Source organism: Nonomuraea cavernae, assembly GCF_014646355.1.
GTDB lineage: Bacteria > Actinomycetota > Actinomycetes > Streptosporangiales > Streptosporangiaceae > Nonomuraea > Nonomuraea cavernae.
Window position 1 is genome coordinate 59288 of the sequence record NZ_BMNH01000004.1, and the last position, 15622, is coordinate 74909.

Below are 15622 nucleotides of genomic sequence, written 5' to 3' on the forward strand. Positions count from 1 at the left end.
GGCCGCCGCCTCTGGTGTGACTAGGCGCATCCCTCAGCCGGCGGTGCGGCCTCCGACACCTTCAGTCCTTCGATGCCGCCGAACCACTTGTCCAGCAGCTGCTTCATGGTGCCGTCGTCCCACAGCTTCTTCACCGCGGTGTTGACGGCCTCACAGGTCTTGGTGTCGCCCTTCTTCAGGCCGACGCCGTACTTCTCGTCGGTGAAGCCCTGGCCGAGGACCTTGAAGTTGCCTCCGGCCTGCTTGGCGAAGCCCGCCAGGATCAGGTCGTCGGTGGTGACGGCGTCGAGGTTGCTGCCGCCCAGCTTCTGCACGCACTCGGAGTAGTTGGCGGCGTCGACCGTGGTGGCGTCGAGGTCGAGCTCACCGTCCGGCGGCGGGTCGGTGATCCGCTTGTAGGAGTTGGAGCCGGCCGCCTTGCAGATCTTCTTCCCCTTCAGGTCCTGCGGGGTGTTGATCGAGGTGTCGTCCTTGCGGACCATCACGTCCTGGTGGGCGATGACGTACGGCCCGCCGAAGGTGACCTTGCCCTTGCGCTCCTCGGTGATGGAGTAGGTGGCCACGACCAGGTCGACCGTGCCGTTGGCCAGGAACGGCTCACGGTTGGACGAGGCCGACTCCTTCCACTCGATCTCCACGTCCTTGCCGCCGGCCAGCTCCTTGACCAGGGCCTTGGCCACGTCGACGTCGAAGCCCTCAGGCTCGGCGCCCTTCTTCAGGCCGAGGCTCGGCTGGTCCCACTTGGTGCCGACCACGATTTTGCCGGCCCCTTGGACCTTGTCGACCACGGTGGAGTAACTCTCGTCACCGCCGCCGCAGGCGGCCAGGCCGGCGACCAGGGCCGCGATGGAGAGCGCGGCTCCCATTCGACGCATGTGCATGTGTACCTACCTCAATAGTCAGTGCGTGAGGATCTTCGAGAGGAAGTCACGCGCTCGGTCGGTCTGCGCGTTGGTGAAAAACTCGTCGGGGGTGTTCTCCTCCACGATCTGTCCCTCGGCCATGAAGACCACCCGGTTGGCCGCCCGGCGGGCGAACCCCATCTCGTGGGTGACGACCATCATGGTCATCCCGTCACGGGCCAGCCCGACCATGACGTCGAGCACCTCCTGCACCATCTCGGGGTCCAGCGCGGAGGTCGGCTCGTCGAACAGGATCATCTTGGGGTCCATGGCCAGCGCTCTGGCGATCGCGACCCGCTGCTGCTGGCCGCCGGAGAGCTGGGCAGGGTATTTGTCGGCCTGCGCCGCGATGCCGACTCGTTCGAGCAGCTCCATGGCCCGCTCGTCGGCCGACCTCTTGGCGACTCGGCGCACCTTGAGCGGCCCCAGCGTGACGTTCTCGCGGATGGTCTTGTGCGCGAAGAGGTTGAACGACTGGAACACCATGCCGACGTCGGAACGCAGCCTGGCCAGCGCCTTGCCCTCCTCCGGCAGGACCTCGCCGTCGAAGGTGATCGTGCCGCCGTCGATGGTCTCCAACCGGTTGATCGCCCGGCACAGTGTGGACTTACCACCGCCCGAAGGACCGATGACGACAAGGACCTCGCCACGGGAGACCGTCAGGTTGATGTCCTTCAGAACGTGGAGGGCCCCGAAGTGCTTGTTGACGTTCTCCAACTGGACCAGTGGAGTGACGTCCCCGTTCTCCGTCATGGTCAAAACCTAGGGGGCCTTAGGACGCTGGTCACTAACCGAGCGGTACCGATCCGATCACATCATGCCACCGAGCTGCTGTTTTGTATCGTAGCGGCTGGCGCAGGACGGACAGCGACTACCCTTGGACATGCCATGACTGTGACCCAGGAGAGCGCCCGCACCTACGAAGTGCGCACATACGGGTGCCAGATGAACGTCCACGATTCCGAGCGCCTGTCAGGACTGCTGGAGGACGCCGGTTACGTCCGCGCGGCCGACGGCGAGAGCGCCGACGTGGTCGTCTTCAACACCTGCGCGGTGCGCGAGAACGCCGACAACCGCCTCTACGGCAACCTCGGCCATCTCCGGCCCGCGAAGATGAGCAACCCCCGCATGCAGATCGCGGTGGGAGGCTGCCTGGCGCAGAAGGACCAGGGAGAGATCGTCCGCAAGGCGCCCTGGGTCGACGTGGTCTTCGGCACCCACAACATCGGCTCGCTGCCGGTGCTGCTGGAGCGGGCCCGCGTCGAGGGCGAGGCGCAGGTCGAGCTGAAGGAGTCGCTCGAGGTCTTCCCCTCGACGCTGCCCACCAAGCGCGAGTCGCCCTACGCCGCCTGGGTGGCCATCTCGGTCGGCTGCAACAACACCTGCACCTTCTGCATCGTGCCGTCGCTGCGCGGCAAGGAGAAGGACCGGCGGCCCGGCGACGTTCTCGCCGAGGTCCGCACCCTGGTCGACCAGGGGGTGCTGGAGGTCACCCTGCTCGGCCAGAACGTCAACACCTACGGCGTCGAGTTCGGCGACCGGCTGGCGTTCGGCAAGCTGCTGCGCGCCTGCGGCTCGGTCGAGGGGCTGGAGCGGGTCCGTTTCACCTCACCGCATCCGGCCGCGTTCACCGACGACGTGATCGCCGCCATGGCCGAGACGCCCAACGTCATGCACCAGCTCCACATGCCGCTGCAGTCGGGCTCCGACCGCGTGCTCAAGGCCATGCGCCGCTCCTACCGGGCCGAGCGCTACCTCGGCATCATCGAGCGGGTCCGCGCGGCCATGCCCGACGCGGCCATCTCCACCGACATCATCGTCGGCTTCCCCGGCGAGACCGAGGACGACTTCCAGGCCACCCTCGACGTCGTACGGCAGAGCCGCTTCGCCAACGCCTTCACCTTCCAGTACTCCATCCGTCCCGGCACCCCCGCGGCCACGATGGACGACCAGATCCCCAAGCAGGTCGTCCAGGAGCGCTACGAACGCCTGGTCGCCCTCCAGGAGGAGATCTCCTGGGAGGAGAACAAGAAGCAGGTGGGGCGCACCCTGGAGGTGCTCGTCGCCGAGGGCGAGGGGCGCAAGGACGACGCCACCCGGCGGCTCTCGGGCCGGGCGCCCGACAACCGGCTCGTGCACTTCGCCGTCGGCGACGTGACGCCGCGGCCCGGTGACATGGTGACGGTCGAGGTCACCTACGCGGCGCCGCATCACCTGGTGGCCGACGGCGCCGTCCGGGAGGTGCGCCGCACCCGGGCCGGCGACGCCTGGGAGATCCGCCAGGGCGCTCCGGCCAAGGGCTCCGGCGTGCTCCTGGGGATGCCGTCCATCGGCCGTCCCGAGCCCGTGCCGGCGTCGGGCGGCTGCGCCGCCCACTGAGCCCGTGGGCGTGCGCGGCGCCCTCGGAGTTCGCGGCTCACGGAGCTCGCGACGTGCGCGTTGAGCCGCAGGGGTCAGCGGTGGAGGCCGTCGAGCAACTGATCGCAGTACGGCCGGCGGAAGTCGTCGAAGGTGGCGCACGGGTCCGCGCCTCGTATCTGTGGCGCGGGCGGCTCCGGTGGCGGTGTGCGCCTGGCCGTGCCGGGTGGCTGGGTGGCGGCCGGACGCACGGGCGGAGTCATGCTGGGGAGCGCCGGCAGCGTGGTGACCGTGGTGATCGTGGGGGCCGGCTGGGTGGCGGCGGCGCGTGGTTGCGTGGGACCGGGTGCGGGCGACCCGGCAGGGCCCCGCTCCGCGGTCGCCGATGTCGCCTCGCCGTCGCGAGCCGGCGGGACGGTCGCGTCCACGGCGGCCTCCGGCGGCAGGGCCCCGGCGGCGGTGGCCCCGGGCGGGGGGAGGACCTCGAGCCAGCGGGTGACCGGAGCCGGGTGACCGCCGGACGAGACCGTGCGGACCTCGGCGGGACGATTCGCCTGCCCAGCCGCTCCTGTGTGCTCGCCGGGAGCCGGGACGGTGGGCGAGGGGGCCGGATATCGCGCCTGCGGTGTCGGTGAGGGAATGCTCGACGCGCCGGAAAGCACGGCTTCCTGGTCGTTTATCGGCGCCTTTTTCGAAGCCGGCCTGGAGGTGCCGGTGAACGCGAGGAATATGCCGAGACCGGCGATGGCGAGTACTCCGGCCACGCCCGCCACGGGCGCCAGGCGCCCCCGGCTACCTGGGCGAATGGATCTAAGGGAGGACAAGTCGTGATTCCTTTGTGATGGGTGCGCGAGCATTCCACTGCTGCGGCTAGTGTGGTCCAACACCCGCGGAAGCCGGAGAGCTTTCCCGATACGACCGCAGGGAGTTGTCACCCATGCAGGATCCGACCGAGCCGGATCGCCAGGAGATCCTCACCGGGCCGGGCGATGCGCCCGGCTCCCCCCGCAAACGCAAGCCTCTCGTCCTCGCCGCCTCGGCACTCGTGGCCGTCCTCGCCGCCGGCGGTGTCGGCTACGCGCTGGCCGGCAACACCCCCGCCCAGGTGGGCCAGTCCGTTCAGCCCCCGTCCACCGGGGATGCCCCGGAGGAGGTCCCTGACGCGGACGACGGCGCCACCGGTGATGCCACCACTGACGTCCCGCAGGACGGCACCGCCTCCGACGCCGACACTGACACAGGTGCCGACACGGGCACCCGCCCCGACACGGGCAGCCGCCCCGACGCGGGCCCGGCCGACGAGCCGGCCGACCGGGGCTCGGCGGGCACCGACGCCAAGCGCTCGACCAACGTCGGCACCGGCAAGAAGCCCACGTCACCGCCCAGTGCCCCGGTCGAGGATGATCCGGCCGACAACCCGGCCGACGGTCCGGCGGGCCTGGTCAGCGGCGAGTGCGCCAAGAGCGGCTGCTGACGGCCGCGGCGGCCGGTTCGCTGAGACCAGGTGCGAAGGCCATGCGGCGGCCGGTCCGTCGAGAGTGGGTGCGAAGGCCATGCGGCGGCCGGTCCGTCGAGAGTGGGTGCGGAGGTCACGCGGCGGCCGGTTCGTCGAGAGTGGCCTCGAAGAGCCGCGCGGCGGCCGGTCCGCCGGCGCGGGGCCGCCCTCCGCATGGGCCGGACGCCTGGTCAAGTGGCTCACCGCTTTCAGCCCGTACTGGATCTACGGCGAAGGCCACTTCGTGCGTAGGGTCCCGGTATGACCACTGACAGAGCCGCTGCGCTGCGCGAACTCCATGTGCCGGGAAGGCCGCTGATCCTGCCGAACGTCTGGGACGCGGCCTCCGCCCGCGCCGTCGTGGAGGCGGGTTTCCCGGTGGTCGCCACCGGGAGCGCCGCGGTCGCCGAGGTGCTCGGCTACGACGACGGCGAGGCGACGCCGGTCGCGGAGATGATGGCCGCGATCGCCCGCATCGCCCGGGCCGTCGCCGCGCCCGTCACCGCCGACGTGGAGCGTGGCTACCGGCTGCCGCCCGCCGAGCTGGCCGAGCGGCTGATCGCCACGGGAGCCGTGGGCTGCAACCTGGAGGACACCGACCAGGCCACCGGTGCTCTGGTCGACGTCGAGGAACAGGCCGCGTTCCTGGCCGCCGTACGCGCCGCCGCCGGGCCGGGCCTGGTGATCAACGCCAGGGTGGACACGTACCTTCGGGGCGAGCGCGCCCGTGAGGTCGCCGTCGCGCGGGCGCGGCGCTACCTGGAGGCGGGCGCCGACTGCGTCTACCCGATCGGCCTCGCTGACGAGAAGGAGATCGAAAGGCTGGTCACCGAGGTCGGGGGCCCGGTCAACGTGCTGTTCCGGCCCGGGACACCCTCACTCGCCCGGCTGGCCGAGCTGGGGGTGGCGAGGGTCAGCTTCGGCCACGGCCTGCACGCGGCCGCGCACGCCCACGCCCGCGCTCTGTTCCAGGCGGTCGCCGAGGGCCGCGACCCCTACGCGTAGGCATACCCTGGCGTTGTGCTTGCCGCCGCGGCCGTCTGCCCGCACCCGCCGTTGATCGTGCCCGAGCTGGCCGGCGCCGCCGCGCCCGAGCTGGACGAGCTGCGTTCGGCCTGCCACGCCGCGATCACCGGGCTCCTCGCCGCCGACCCCGACCTGCTCGTCGTGGTGGGCGGCGCCGACACCACCAGCCGTTACGACGGCGGAGCCGCGGGCACGCTGCGGCCCTGGGGCGCCGACGTCACCGTGGGCCACGGCGACCCTGTGCTGCCGCTGTCGCTCACCATCGGCCGCTGGCTGCTGGAGGACCACGACGTGGCCGCCTTCCAGGCGGTGGCCTTCGACGCCGCCCCCGGCGACTGCCTGGCACTGGGCGCGGATCTCGTCAGGGACGGCCGGGTCGCGCTGCTGGTCATGGCCGACGGCTCCGCCCGCCTGACCGAGAAGGCGCCGGGCCACCACGATCCGGCGGCGCAGCCGTACAACGAGGTGATCGCCCGCGCCATCGCCGACGCCGACGTGTCCGCGCTCGCCCACCTCGACCCCGCGAAGGCCGACCGGCTGTGGGTGGCCGGGCGGGCCGCGCTCCAGGTGCTGGCGGGGGCGGCCGGCCCGGGTGACGTCAAGGGGCAGCTGCTGGCCGACCTCGCCCCCTACGGCGTCGGCTACTTCGTCGGCCTCTGGCGCTGACCCGCCGCACGTTCGTGACGGCCGCCGGGGTTTCGCCCTTGTAGCGTGGGTGGCGAGGTCGGGGGCCGAGATGGGAGAGTTCGGCATGCGCTGGCAGGTCCACTCCGAAAAGTCCCTCTATACCGACCGTTGGCTGGACGTCCGGGTGGCGGATGTCGAGCTGCCCGACGGCGGGCGGCTGGACCACCGGCTGATCCGGACCGCGCCGGCGGCCGGGGCCGTGGTCGTCGACGACCGGCACCGCGTGCTGCTGCTCTGGCGGCACCGCTTCATCACCGACTCGTGGGGGTGGGAGATTCCCATCGGCAAGGTGGAGGAGGGAGAGGAGCCGCGCGCCGCCGCCGCTCGGGAGGTGGAGGAGGAGACGGGCTGGCGGCCGGGCCCGTTGCGCCCGCTCCTGTACGCGCAGCCGTCCAACGGCATCTCCGACGCGGCCCACCACATCTTCCGTGCCGACGGCGCCACCCACCTCGGGCCGCCCAGCGACCCGTGGGAGGCCGAACGGGTCGAGTGGGTGCCGCTCGCGGACGTCCGCCGGCTGATCGACCGGCGCGACCTGGTCAGCGGCACCAGCATCGCCGCCCTGCTCTACCTGCTGACCGAGGGGCGGTAGCGCTACGGGACGGTGAGGTGGCGCCGGCGTTTGGGGACGGGGACGGTCATCAGATCGCGGGCGAGGGTGACCGGGCCGTCGTAGCTCTGGCGGACCTCGTCGAGGAAGGCGGGTTCGTCGGCGAAGCCGTAACGTTCGGAGAAGTGGGTCAGGACCAGGTGACGGGTACGGGCCTCGGCGGCGACCAGGCCGGCCTGGTGAGCGGTGAGGTGGCCGTACTCCTTGGCGAAGGCGGCCTCACCGGACAGGAAGGTCGACTCGATGATGAGGAGGTCGGTGCCGGCGGCGAGCTCGAAGACGGCGTCGCAGAGGCGGGTGTCCATGATGAAGGCGGCGCTCTGACCGGGCCGGGGGACGCTGCACTGGGCGAGGGTGACGCCCCGGACGGAGCCGCCGCGCTGCAACTCGCCCACCTCCGGGCCGCGGATGCCGAGGGCGGCGAGCCGGTCGGGCAGTATGCGGCGGCCGGCGGGCTCCTGGAGGCGGTAGCCGTAGGACTCGACGGGATGTGACAGACGGCGGGCGGTGAGGGGGCCGATGGCGGCATGGTCGCCGGTCACGGGGTGCTCGGTGATGACGTCGGTGTCGGCGAAGGCGGCGGCGTGGCGCAGGTTGCGCCAGTAGCTCTCGCCGGAGGCCGGGAAGACGGCCTGGACGGGGTGGCGCACCTTGTCGCGGGCGATGCGCTGGACGACGCCGGGCACGCCGAGACAGTGGTCGCCGTGGAAGTGGGTCACGCACAGCCAGTGCACGTCGGTGGCGCTGACCCCGGCGTGTGCCATCTGGCGCTGGGTGCCCTCGCCGGGATCGAACAGGAACCCCTGGCCGTCCCAGCGCAGTAGGTAGCCGTTGTGGTTGCGGTGCCGGGTCGGGACCGCGCCGGCCGTGCCGAGCACCACGAGTTCGCGAGATGACACGAGCGCGATGCTAGACGTTCGGGACGGATGTCGTCAGATGGCGGGCGTACGATACGACCGGAATGCCACGTACGACGACTTCACCTGAGGACATGATGGCCACGGTCGTGTTCGCCGAGCTGGCGACACCGGTGGGGCGGTTCGTGCTGGCCGTCACCGAGGACGGCCTGGTCGCGTCGGGATGGGGGTCGCGGGCGCGCCTGAGCGAACGTCTCGGCCTGCCCGAGGTGCACGACCCTGCCCGTGCCGCCTCAGCGGTCGCCGAGCTCGACGCCTACTTCGCCGGTGAGCTGCGGGTGTTCGAGACGCCCGTCGACTGGCGGCTGACGTCGGGGTCGCGGCGGCAGGTGCTCACGGCGCTGCACCGCGTCCCGTACGGCACGGCCGTGACCTACGGCGAGCTGGCCGGCCTCAGCGGGTCCCGGGTGCCGGCCCGCGGCATCGGCTCGATCATGGGCTCCAACCCGATCCCGATCGTGGTGCCGTGTCACCGGGTCGTGGCGGGCACCGGCCTCGGCGGTTTCAGCGGCGGCGAGGGCGTCGAGACGAAGCGCTGGCTGCTCACCCACGAGGGCTACCTGCAGCCAACGCTCCTCGACCTCTGACCGGTCAGACCTCCTCGTCGCCGGTCTTGTCCTGGGCGGCCGGTCCCGTCTGGCCGCCGCCGGCGGTCTCCTCACCGTGTGCGCGAGGCTCGCCGGGCATGTCGCCCGGCTTCTCCTGCCTGCTCTGCTTGGGGATGTGGTGCGCCTTCTCCTGAAGGCCGCCGAGCATCTCCTTGACCTTGTCCAGAATCGACATCTGACCCCCCGATCAGTCGGCCCTGGCCGGCGCCAGGGCGCCGTCTGTCACCCCCTACCCCGACTCTTGACACACTTACCGGTGTGCGCCAGCAGCCAGTCATCGCCGTCGTGGGTCCCACCGCGGCCGGAAAGTCCGACCTCGCCGTGGACATCGCGCTCCGGCTGGGAGGTGAGTGCGTCAACGCCGACTCCATGCAGCTTTACCGAGGAATGGACATCGGCACCGCCAAACTCTCCCTCGCCGAACAGCGGGGGGTCCCGCACCATCTCCTGGACGTCTGGGACGTCACGGTCACGGCCAGCGTGGCCGAATACCAGAAGCTGGTCCGGCCGCTCATCGAGTCGCTGCCGGTGCCCGTGCTCGTCGGCGGCAGCGGCCTGTACGTCCGGGCCGCGATCGACGACCTGCGCTTCCCGGGCACCGATCCGGAGATCAGAGCCAGGCTGGAGGCCGAGCTGGCCGAGACCGGTCCCGCGCCGCTGCACGAACGGCTCACGCGACAGGACCCGGCCGCGGCCGCCGCGATCCTGCCGAGCAACGGCCGCCGCATCGTCCGTGCGCTGGAGGTGATCGAACACTCCGGCCGGCCGTTCTCGGCCACCATGCCGTCCTACCAGGCGGTCTGCCCCAGTGTGCAGATCGGGCTGCTGGTGCCGAGGCCCGAGCTCGACGAGCGGATCGCGGTCCGTGTCCGGCGCATGTGGGCGGCGGGGCTGGTCGAGGAGGTGCGGGGGCTGCTCGGGCAGGGCCTGGCGGAGGGCCGTACGGCCGGCCGAGCCCTCGGCTACGCGCAGGTGCTGAGGTTCCTGGAGGGGGAGTGGACCGAGGAGGAGGCCCTGGAGGAGACGATCAGGGCCACCCGGCGCTTCGCCCGGCGCCAGGAGTCGTGGTTCCGGCGTGACCCCCGGGTGCGCTGGCTGCCTTATGACGCTCCCGACCTGCTCGAACGATCCCTGGCGCAGATCGCCCGGCCAGACTCGGCATAAAATTCGGATATGCGCTTCCTCAAGGGCCACGGCACCGAGAACGACTTCGTCATCCTTCCCGACCCCGACGGCGAGCTGGACCTGCATCCCGCGCTCGTCGCCGCGATCTGCGACCGGAGGGCCGGCATCGGCGCCGACGGCGTGCTGCGCGTGATGCGGACCAAGCTCAGCCCCGAGGTCTCCGACCAGGCCGGCCAGGCCGAGTGGTTCATGGACTACCGCAACGCCGACGGCAGCATGGCCGAGATGTGCGGCAACGGCGCGCGGGTCTTCGCCCGCTACCTCGTCGAGGCCGGCCTGGCCGAGCCGGGCGAGTTCGCCATGGCCACCAGGGGCGGCGTCCGGAGGGTACGGCTCGGCGCCGACGGCGACGTCTCGGTGGAGATGGGCAAGCCCGTCGTACGCGGCCGGAGCGTCGCGGGCGTCGGCGGCCACGAGTACGAAGGCGTGCACGTCGACCTGGGCAACCCGCACCTGGCCTGTCCCATCGGCGACCCGGTCGTCCAGCTCGACCTCGGCCACCAGCCCGCGTTCGACCCGGGCGTCTTCCCGAGCGGCGTCAACATCGAGCTGTTCAACCCCGTGGGCGAGGCGCGCGTGGTCATGCGGGTCTTCGAGCGGGGCGTCGGCGAGACGCGCTCGTGCGGCACCGGCGCGGTCGCCACGGCCGTCGCCGCGGCGGGGCTGAGCGGCGAGACCACCGGCACCTGGGCGGTGGAGGTGCCCGGCGGCACGCTCACGGTCACGCTGGAGGCCGAGACCAGCTATCTGTCCGGCCCCGCGGTGCTCGTCGCGGCCGGAAACCTGACGCTTGCAGAATGATGTTCTCCTGAGGGATGCTGAGTCCACTTTTTGAACCGAAGGGGTGGACATGGTGGACCCGCGCACCACGGCGAAGAGCGTGAAGGCGCCCATAGGCCAGTACGGCGGCGGCTTCATGATCTCCAGGGAGGCCAAGGCGGTCTGCGAGGAGTACGGCCTCGGCGCGCGCGAGTTCTACTTCCGCGGCCGGTGCGGAGTGCTCGGCGAGTGCGACGCCGGCGTGGTCGCCGCGGTCGCGGTGTTCTTCCCGCCCGGCCACGTCGAGGAGAGCTGGAACGGCGGCCGCAAGCTCCCCGTGGACAAGGCGGTCGAGCTCTACACCGAGGTCTGCCACGCCTGGGGACGACGCAGGCTCGGCCACTTCGACGGCTGCGCCAGGCTCGCCGAGCTGCTCGAACCGGTCGTCCGGCGGGCTTCGATGATCGGGGCGCCGCTGGCCGCCGGTTGGCGGGCGGTGCCGCTGCCCGAAGATCCGCCCGCCCGCGCCACTCAGTTGATGCACGTCGTGCGGGAGTTGCGCGGCGGCCTGCACGCCAACCTGGTGATCGGGGCGGGGCTCGGTCCGCTGGAGGCCGCGCTCGCCACCGGGCACGACGCCACGCCGTTCGGGCAGGTGACAGGCGTCGACCTCGCGAGGTTCTTCCAGTGGCCCGAGCCCTATCCGACGCCGGGGCCGGACATGGTCGCCCGCCGGGCGGCGGTGGAGGAGGCCACAGATGACCTGATGGCATCGGTATTTTCGGTTCTCAACGACACCGAATCGGACGAGCTCATCGAGCTTCTGCGTTTGGGGCACGCGCATTGACCTGGCAGACTGACCTGCCATGGACGTGGACATCTGGGCCTGGGTCGGCGAAACCCAGCAGCAGCTTTCCGAAGCGGGCAACGTGGGGCTCGCCATGGCGCTGGGAGACCTGCCCGCACAGGCCTACGAGGGCCGTTTCCCGCAGCTTGACGTGATGGCCCCGGCCATCGCCCAGCAGGCGGAGGGGCTGGAGCTGCCCTGGCTGGAGTTCTACGCCCGCTACTGGCATCTGCTCGGCCGGGTCGGCGACCGTGCTCAGGGCGCGGTCGCGATCGGCGACGCGGAGCAGTTGCTGGCCTTCGCCCAGCGCGAAGGGGTGCGCGACTGCCCGTCCGCTCCGGCGGCCGTCGAGGCGCTCGCGATGGCGTGGGCCAACGCCGACGGCCCCGGCTACGCCACCGAGCGGATGGAGACGCTCGGCGCGGTCATCGAGGGACTCCAGCCGGCCGACCCCGCCTACACCGGTCTGGTCACGCAGTACGTGGCCGCGCTCGTCGACGCGGGCAGGGCCACCGAGGCCGTCGGCTACGCCGAGGCCGCCGTCGAGCGGCTGCGCGCCGCCGACCGCCAGGCCAGCTGGGAGCTCGGCGCCGAGAGCGCCCGCGCGCTGCTCGCCGCCGGCCGCGCCGAGGACGCGCTCGCCGCGCTGCAGGCGGCGACCGACTTCCAGGCCGACGACCCGGTGGCCAAGCCCCGCCGCGACGGCGTGCGCCGCGCGTTGATCCTGGCCACGCTCGGCCGCATCGCCGAGGCCGTCGACGCGCTGCCCGACCTCGACGTGGTCGGCGAGCACCCGCGCTCCTGGGTCGAGTGGTCCGAGGCGGTCGGCAAGCTGGCCGGCTCCACCCAGATCACCAACACCTGGCAGCTCGGCCGGGTGCTGCGCCAGTGGATCGACTACTTCGGCATGATGGGCGGCTACCGCGCCCGGGTCGAGCTCTCGCTGATCGCCGGCCACCTGGCGCTGGCCAGGCAGGGCGCCTGGCAGGCCCGGCTGCTGGCCGATCTGGCCGAGTCGGGCACCGCCGAGCTGCGCGAGAGCGCGGGCCTGGCCGAGCGCATCGCCGCGCTGCGCGCCGCCGCCGACGCGACCGCCGAGCCGGAGGCGCCCGGTCCGCTCGACGAGCGGGTCGCCTACTTCGACGCCGCCGACGGCTACAACGCCGACCCCGAGCGCTGGGTCGGCTGGCTCGCCCCGCTCTCCGGCCAGGATCTCGAGACGACCCGCCGGCACACCACCACGCTCGGCTTCCTGGGCTACCCGGCCACGGGCGCCGACATCTACTGGAAGCTGCTGGTCGACTCCGGCGACATCGCCACCGCCGACCCCGAGGACATCGGCTACCTGACCACGCTGCTCACCGAGGCGAGGCAGGACGAGCGGCTGGAGCAGATGGCCGCGATGCTCGCGCACGACCAGCAGCACCTGGCGCTGACCCGGCTGCACAGCGCCCGCGAGCGCTGGGCCGAGGCACTGGACGCCGCCGAGCACGCCGTCGCCGCCGGGGCCGGCATCGAGGCCCGCCGCCTGGTCGCCTCCGCCGCCCAGCAGCTCGACCAGAACGCCAGGGGCGCCGACGTGCTGCGCGAGGTCCTCGACGAGCTGACCGAGGAGGACGTCTGGCGCATGATCGTCATGGCCACCTCGGCCGAAGACTGGGACACCGTACGCAAGGGCGCGGCCAAGATCGGCATGCCGGTCAAGTCGGCCGAGGGCCCGATCGAGGAGGAGATGGGCCTCATCAGGGTCATCCTGCCCGCGCCCGACGGCGGCCAGCGCCAGGTGCTGTCCATCCGCACCGGCCCCGCCACCGCCAGGCTGGCGCTGCCGCAGCCGCGCGGCATGGACTACAACGCCGGCGACCTGGTCGTGTTCGACCCGCAGCTGCTGGAGCCGCTCCCCGAGGACCCCGAGGAGCAGCAGAACTTCGTGCCGCCCTTCGCCGCGGTGCGCATCCTGCGGCCCGGCGGCTACACCAGCTACTTCTTCGACGGCGCCGCGCCGAGCGAGGCCGACTGGGCGGAGTTCACCGAGGTCATGGCCGAGCGCGGCTGGCCGATGTGGGTCTACAGCGACGAAAACTACACGGTCACCCACCCGACCGGCGGCGACCCGCTGCCGGGCGTGTTCGGCTGGGTCGCGGTGCCGCCCAACGTGTCGGCGGTCGAGGTCGACGCCCTGCTCGACGACGCGACCGAGCGCTGGTCGCACCCGCTGGCCTGGCTCGACCTGGCCCGCGAGGTCGATGTCGAGGTCGAGCGCCACGAGCGCATCGTGAAGGAGTACGGACTCTAAAATGCTGCGCAGCTTCAGCCTTGAGGGCAAGGTGGCCGTCATCACCGGGGCGTCCTCCGGGCTGGGCGTGGCCTTCGCCCGGGGGCTGGCCGAGGCCGGCGCCGACGTGGTGATCGGCGCCCGGCGCCTCGACCGGCTCGCGGACACGCGGCGGCTGGTGGAGGAGGCCGGTCGCCGGTGCCTGGCCGTGCGCACCGACGTGACGCGGGTCGAAGACTGCGACGCGCTCGTGGCGGCGGCGGTCGCCGAGCTGGGCGCGGTCGACGTGCTGATCAACAACGCCGGCGTGGGCACCGCGGTGCCCGCCCTGCGGGAGACGCCGGAGGAGTTCCGGCAGGTGATCGACATCAACCTGCTCGGCACCTACTGGATGGCCCAGGCGTGCGCGCGGGTGATGCGGCCCGGATCGTCGATCGTCAACATCGGCAGCATCCTCGGTGAGACGACGGCGGGGCTGCCCCAGGCGGCCTACAGCGCGTCGAAGGCCGCGGTGATCGGGCTGACCCGCGACCTGGCCCAGCAGTGGACGGGACGGCGCGGGATCCGGGTCAACTGCCTGGAGCCCGGTTTCTTCGAGTCCGAGATGACATCCCAGTACAAACCGGGCTACCTGGAGGAGCTGCTGGAGCGGCGGGTGCCGATGGGCCGGGCCGGCGACCCCGCCGAGCTCGTGGCGGCAGCCGTCTTTCTGGCGAGTGACGCCTCGTCGTACATCACCGGTGTGACGCTTCCCGTGGACGGCGGGATTTTGATCACCTGATAGCTTGCCCTCTTGGCCCGGGCGTTTCGGGTTCGTCGGGTTGCGAAGCGGGAGGGACGATGCAGGAGATCGACAGGCTGGCCGCGGTGATCCGGGACGAGCGTCCGTGGGGCGGCTTCGAACGGTTCACGCTCAACGAGACGTCGACCGTGAAGATCATTGATGTCGCGCCCGGCCAGACGCTCAGCCTGCAGCGCCACGAGCACCGCGACGAGCTCTGGGTCGCCCTCGACGCGGGCTGCGTCTTCGAGGTCGACGGGCAGCGGCTGGAGCCCGAGGTGGGCGAGCGCATTCTCATCCGTCGCGGGCAGACCCACCGGCTCAGCTCCTCCGGTCCGGCCACCCGCATCCTGGAGATCGCCTTTGGGCACTTCGACGAGGACGACATCGAGCGTCTTGAGGACGCCTACGGCCGTTCCTGACGGTCAGCGATCGGATCGGCGGCAGGGCGACGATCGCATCGAACGGCGGATCGGCGGCGGATGGGCGATCCCATTGAACGGCGGATCGGACATCGGGCCGGCGGTGGATCGGCGGAAGAGCGGATCAGCGGGCGTAAAGGCCGGTCAGGGCGGTTTTCACCACTGCGTCCGCGTAGTCCGATGTCAGCGGGCCGCTGCGATAGAGCCAGCGCCGGTGGACCGCGCCCCACAGCAGGTCGACGGCCACGTCGAGGTCGAGGTCGGCGGGTAGCTGGCCGGCCTCCTGGGCCTTGCGCAGTCGGGTCTTCTTGAGCTCTTTCATGGGCTCCTCCAACTGCTCGGCGTAGCGCGCGGCGAGCTCCGGGTCGGTCGCGATCTCGGTGTTGAGCGCACGCATCGGCTCGTCGAACCGGGGGTCAGTCAGCTCGGCGACCGTGGCGCGGAGCACTTCCTTGAGATCGGCCTCCAGGTCGCCCGTGTCGGGGAGCGCCGCGTCGCCCTCCTGGCCCTCGGACAGCGACAGGAAGGCGTCGAACAGGACCGCGCCCTTGGACGGCCACCACCGGTAGATCGTCTGCTTGCCCACGCCGGCGCGGGCGGCGATGCCCTCGATGCTGAGCCTGGCGTAGCCCACCTCTCCCACCAGCTCGAACGCGGCCATGAGGATGGCCCGCCTGGACGCCTCGCTGCGTCGGTTGGCGTCGGGAGGTGTTTGTCGGCGGTCGGTCATGGGGGGCAAAGTATCACGAG

18 protein-coding genes are annotated in these 15622 nt (G+C 71.7%); 12 read left to right on the plus strand and 6 right to left on the minus strand.

The genetic code is table 11. The annotated features are described in order from the left end of the window. Positions 1-20: 20 nt before the first annotated feature. Positions 21-881: a glutamate ABC transporter substrate-binding protein gene (locus IEY82_RS09495; protein WP_189123662.1), complete on the minus strand. Its 861-nt coding sequence runs from the start codon at positions 879-881 to the stop codon at positions 21-23. An 18-nt stretch (positions 882-899) separates the two neighbouring features. After that, a complete protein-coding gene (locus IEY82_RS09500) occupies positions 900-1655 on the minus strand; it encodes an amino acid ABC transporter ATP-binding protein (protein ID WP_308015947.1) in 756 nt (251 codons plus the stop codon). A gap of 135 nt (positions 1656-1790) precedes the next feature. On the opposite strand from IEY82_RS09500, the gene miaB reads away from it, so the two are divergent. Next, a complete protein-coding gene (gene miaB / locus IEY82_RS09505) occupies positions 1791-3281 on the plus strand; it encodes a tRNA (N6-isopentenyl adenosine(37)-C2)-methylthiotransferase MiaB (RefSeq protein ID WP_189123663.1) in 1491 nt (496 codons plus the stop codon). A 74-nt stretch (positions 3282-3355) separates the two neighbouring features. Here the strand turns inward: miaB and IEY82_RS09510 are convergent, their stop codons facing one another. Next, the gene (locus IEY82_RS09510; protein ID WP_189123664.1) at positions 3356-4024 is read right to left on the minus strand and encodes a hypothetical protein; all 669 of its coding nucleotides are present in this window, start codon (positions 4022-4024) and stop codon (positions 3356-3358) included. A gap of 173 nt (positions 4025-4197) precedes the next feature. Between IEY82_RS09510 and IEY82_RS09515 the strand changes: the two genes are divergently transcribed. The 4 genes from IEY82_RS09515 (at position 4198) to IEY82_RS09530 (ending at position 7060) form a co-directional block, all read left to right on the plus strand. After that, on the plus strand, positions 4198-4734 hold the full coding sequence (locus IEY82_RS09515; RefSeq protein ID WP_189123665.1) for a hypothetical protein: 537 nt from the start codon (positions 4198-4200) through the stop codon (positions 4732-4734). 282 nt (positions 4735-5016) lie between these two features. Further along, positions 5017-5760 carry an isocitrate lyase/PEP mutase family protein gene (locus IEY82_RS09520; protein ID WP_189123666.1) on the plus strand — a complete coding sequence of 248 codons (744 nt, stop codon included), beginning with the start codon at positions 5017-5019 and terminating at the stop codon, positions 5758-5760. A gap of 15 nt (positions 5761-5775) precedes the next feature. Then, positions 5776-6447: a class III extradiol dioxygenase subunit B-like domain-containing protein gene (locus tag IEY82_RS09525; protein ID WP_189123667.1), complete on the plus strand. Its 672-nt coding sequence runs from the start codon at positions 5776-5778 to the stop codon at positions 6445-6447. A gap of 85 nt (positions 6448-6532) precedes the next feature. Continuing rightward, positions 6533-7060, plus strand: a complete 528-nt coding sequence (locus IEY82_RS09530) for an NUDIX domain-containing protein (RefSeq protein ID WP_189123955.1) — start codon at positions 6533-6535, stop codon at positions 7058-7060. A gap of 2 nt (positions 7061-7062) precedes the next feature. Here the strand turns inward: IEY82_RS09530 and IEY82_RS09535 are convergent, their stop codons facing one another. Then, a complete protein-coding gene (locus tag IEY82_RS09535; protein ID WP_189123668.1) occupies positions 7063-7977 on the minus strand; it encodes a ribonuclease Z in 915 nt (304 codons plus the stop codon). A 92-nt stretch (positions 7978-8069) separates the two neighbouring features. Between IEY82_RS09535 and IEY82_RS09540 the strand changes: the two genes are divergently transcribed. Next, positions 8070-8582, plus strand: a complete 513-nt coding sequence (locus tag IEY82_RS09540; protein WP_189123669.1) for a methylated-DNA--[protein]-cysteine S-methyltransferase — start codon at positions 8070-8072, stop codon at positions 8580-8582. Between the two features lie 4 nt (positions 8583-8586). On the opposite strand, the gene IEY82_RS09545 is transcribed toward IEY82_RS09540, so the two are convergent. Then, entirely contained in the window at positions 8587-8778 is a 192-nt protein-coding gene (locus IEY82_RS09545; RefSeq protein WP_189123670.1) for a hypothetical protein, read from the minus strand. A gap of 83 nt (positions 8779-8861) precedes the next feature. Between IEY82_RS09545 and miaA the strand changes: the two genes are divergently transcribed. From miaA to IEY82_RS09575, 6 genes are read left to right on the plus strand one after another with little or no spacing between them, the layout of a single operon-like run. Further along, positions 8862-9767, plus strand: a complete 906-nt coding sequence (gene miaA / locus IEY82_RS09550; RefSeq protein WP_189123671.1) for a tRNA (adenosine(37)-N6)-dimethylallyltransferase MiaA — start codon at positions 8862-8864, stop codon at positions 9765-9767. Between the two features lie 9 nt (positions 9768-9776). Further along, positions 9777-10589, plus strand: a complete 813-nt coding sequence (gene dapF / locus IEY82_RS09555) for a diaminopimelate epimerase (protein WP_189123672.1) — start codon at positions 9777-9779, stop codon at positions 10587-10589. Positions 10590-10638: 49 nt separating this feature from the next. Next, positions 10639-11394, plus strand: a complete 756-nt coding sequence (locus tag IEY82_RS09560; protein ID WP_225262534.1) for an SCO6745 family protein — start codon at positions 10639-10641, stop codon at positions 11392-11394. A gap of 19 nt (positions 11395-11413) precedes the next feature. Next, positions 11414-13690, plus strand: a complete 2277-nt coding sequence (locus IEY82_RS09565) for a tetratricopeptide repeat protein (protein WP_189123673.1) — start codon at positions 11414-11416, stop codon at positions 13688-13690. Position 13691: 1 nt separating this feature from the next. Then, complete coding sequence (locus tag IEY82_RS09570; RefSeq protein ID WP_189123674.1) at positions 13692-14450, plus strand: SDR family NAD(P)-dependent oxidoreductase; 759 nt, start codon at positions 13692-13694, stop codon at positions 14448-14450. Positions 14451-14509: 59 nt separating this feature from the next. Beyond that, the gene (locus tag IEY82_RS09575; RefSeq protein WP_189123675.1) at positions 14510-14872 is read left to right on the plus strand and encodes a phosphomannose isomerase type II C-terminal cupin domain; all 363 of its coding nucleotides are present in this window, start codon (positions 14510-14512) and stop codon (positions 14870-14872) included. A gap of 124 nt (positions 14873-14996) precedes the next feature. Here IEY82_RS09575 and IEY82_RS09580 read toward each other — a convergent pair whose 3' ends face one another. Continuing rightward, the gene (locus IEY82_RS09580) at positions 14997-15602 is read right to left on the minus strand and encodes a TetR/AcrR family transcriptional regulator (protein WP_189123676.1); all 606 of its coding nucleotides are present in this window, start codon (positions 15600-15602) and stop codon (positions 14997-14999) included. Positions 15603-15622: the final 20 nt, after the last annotated feature.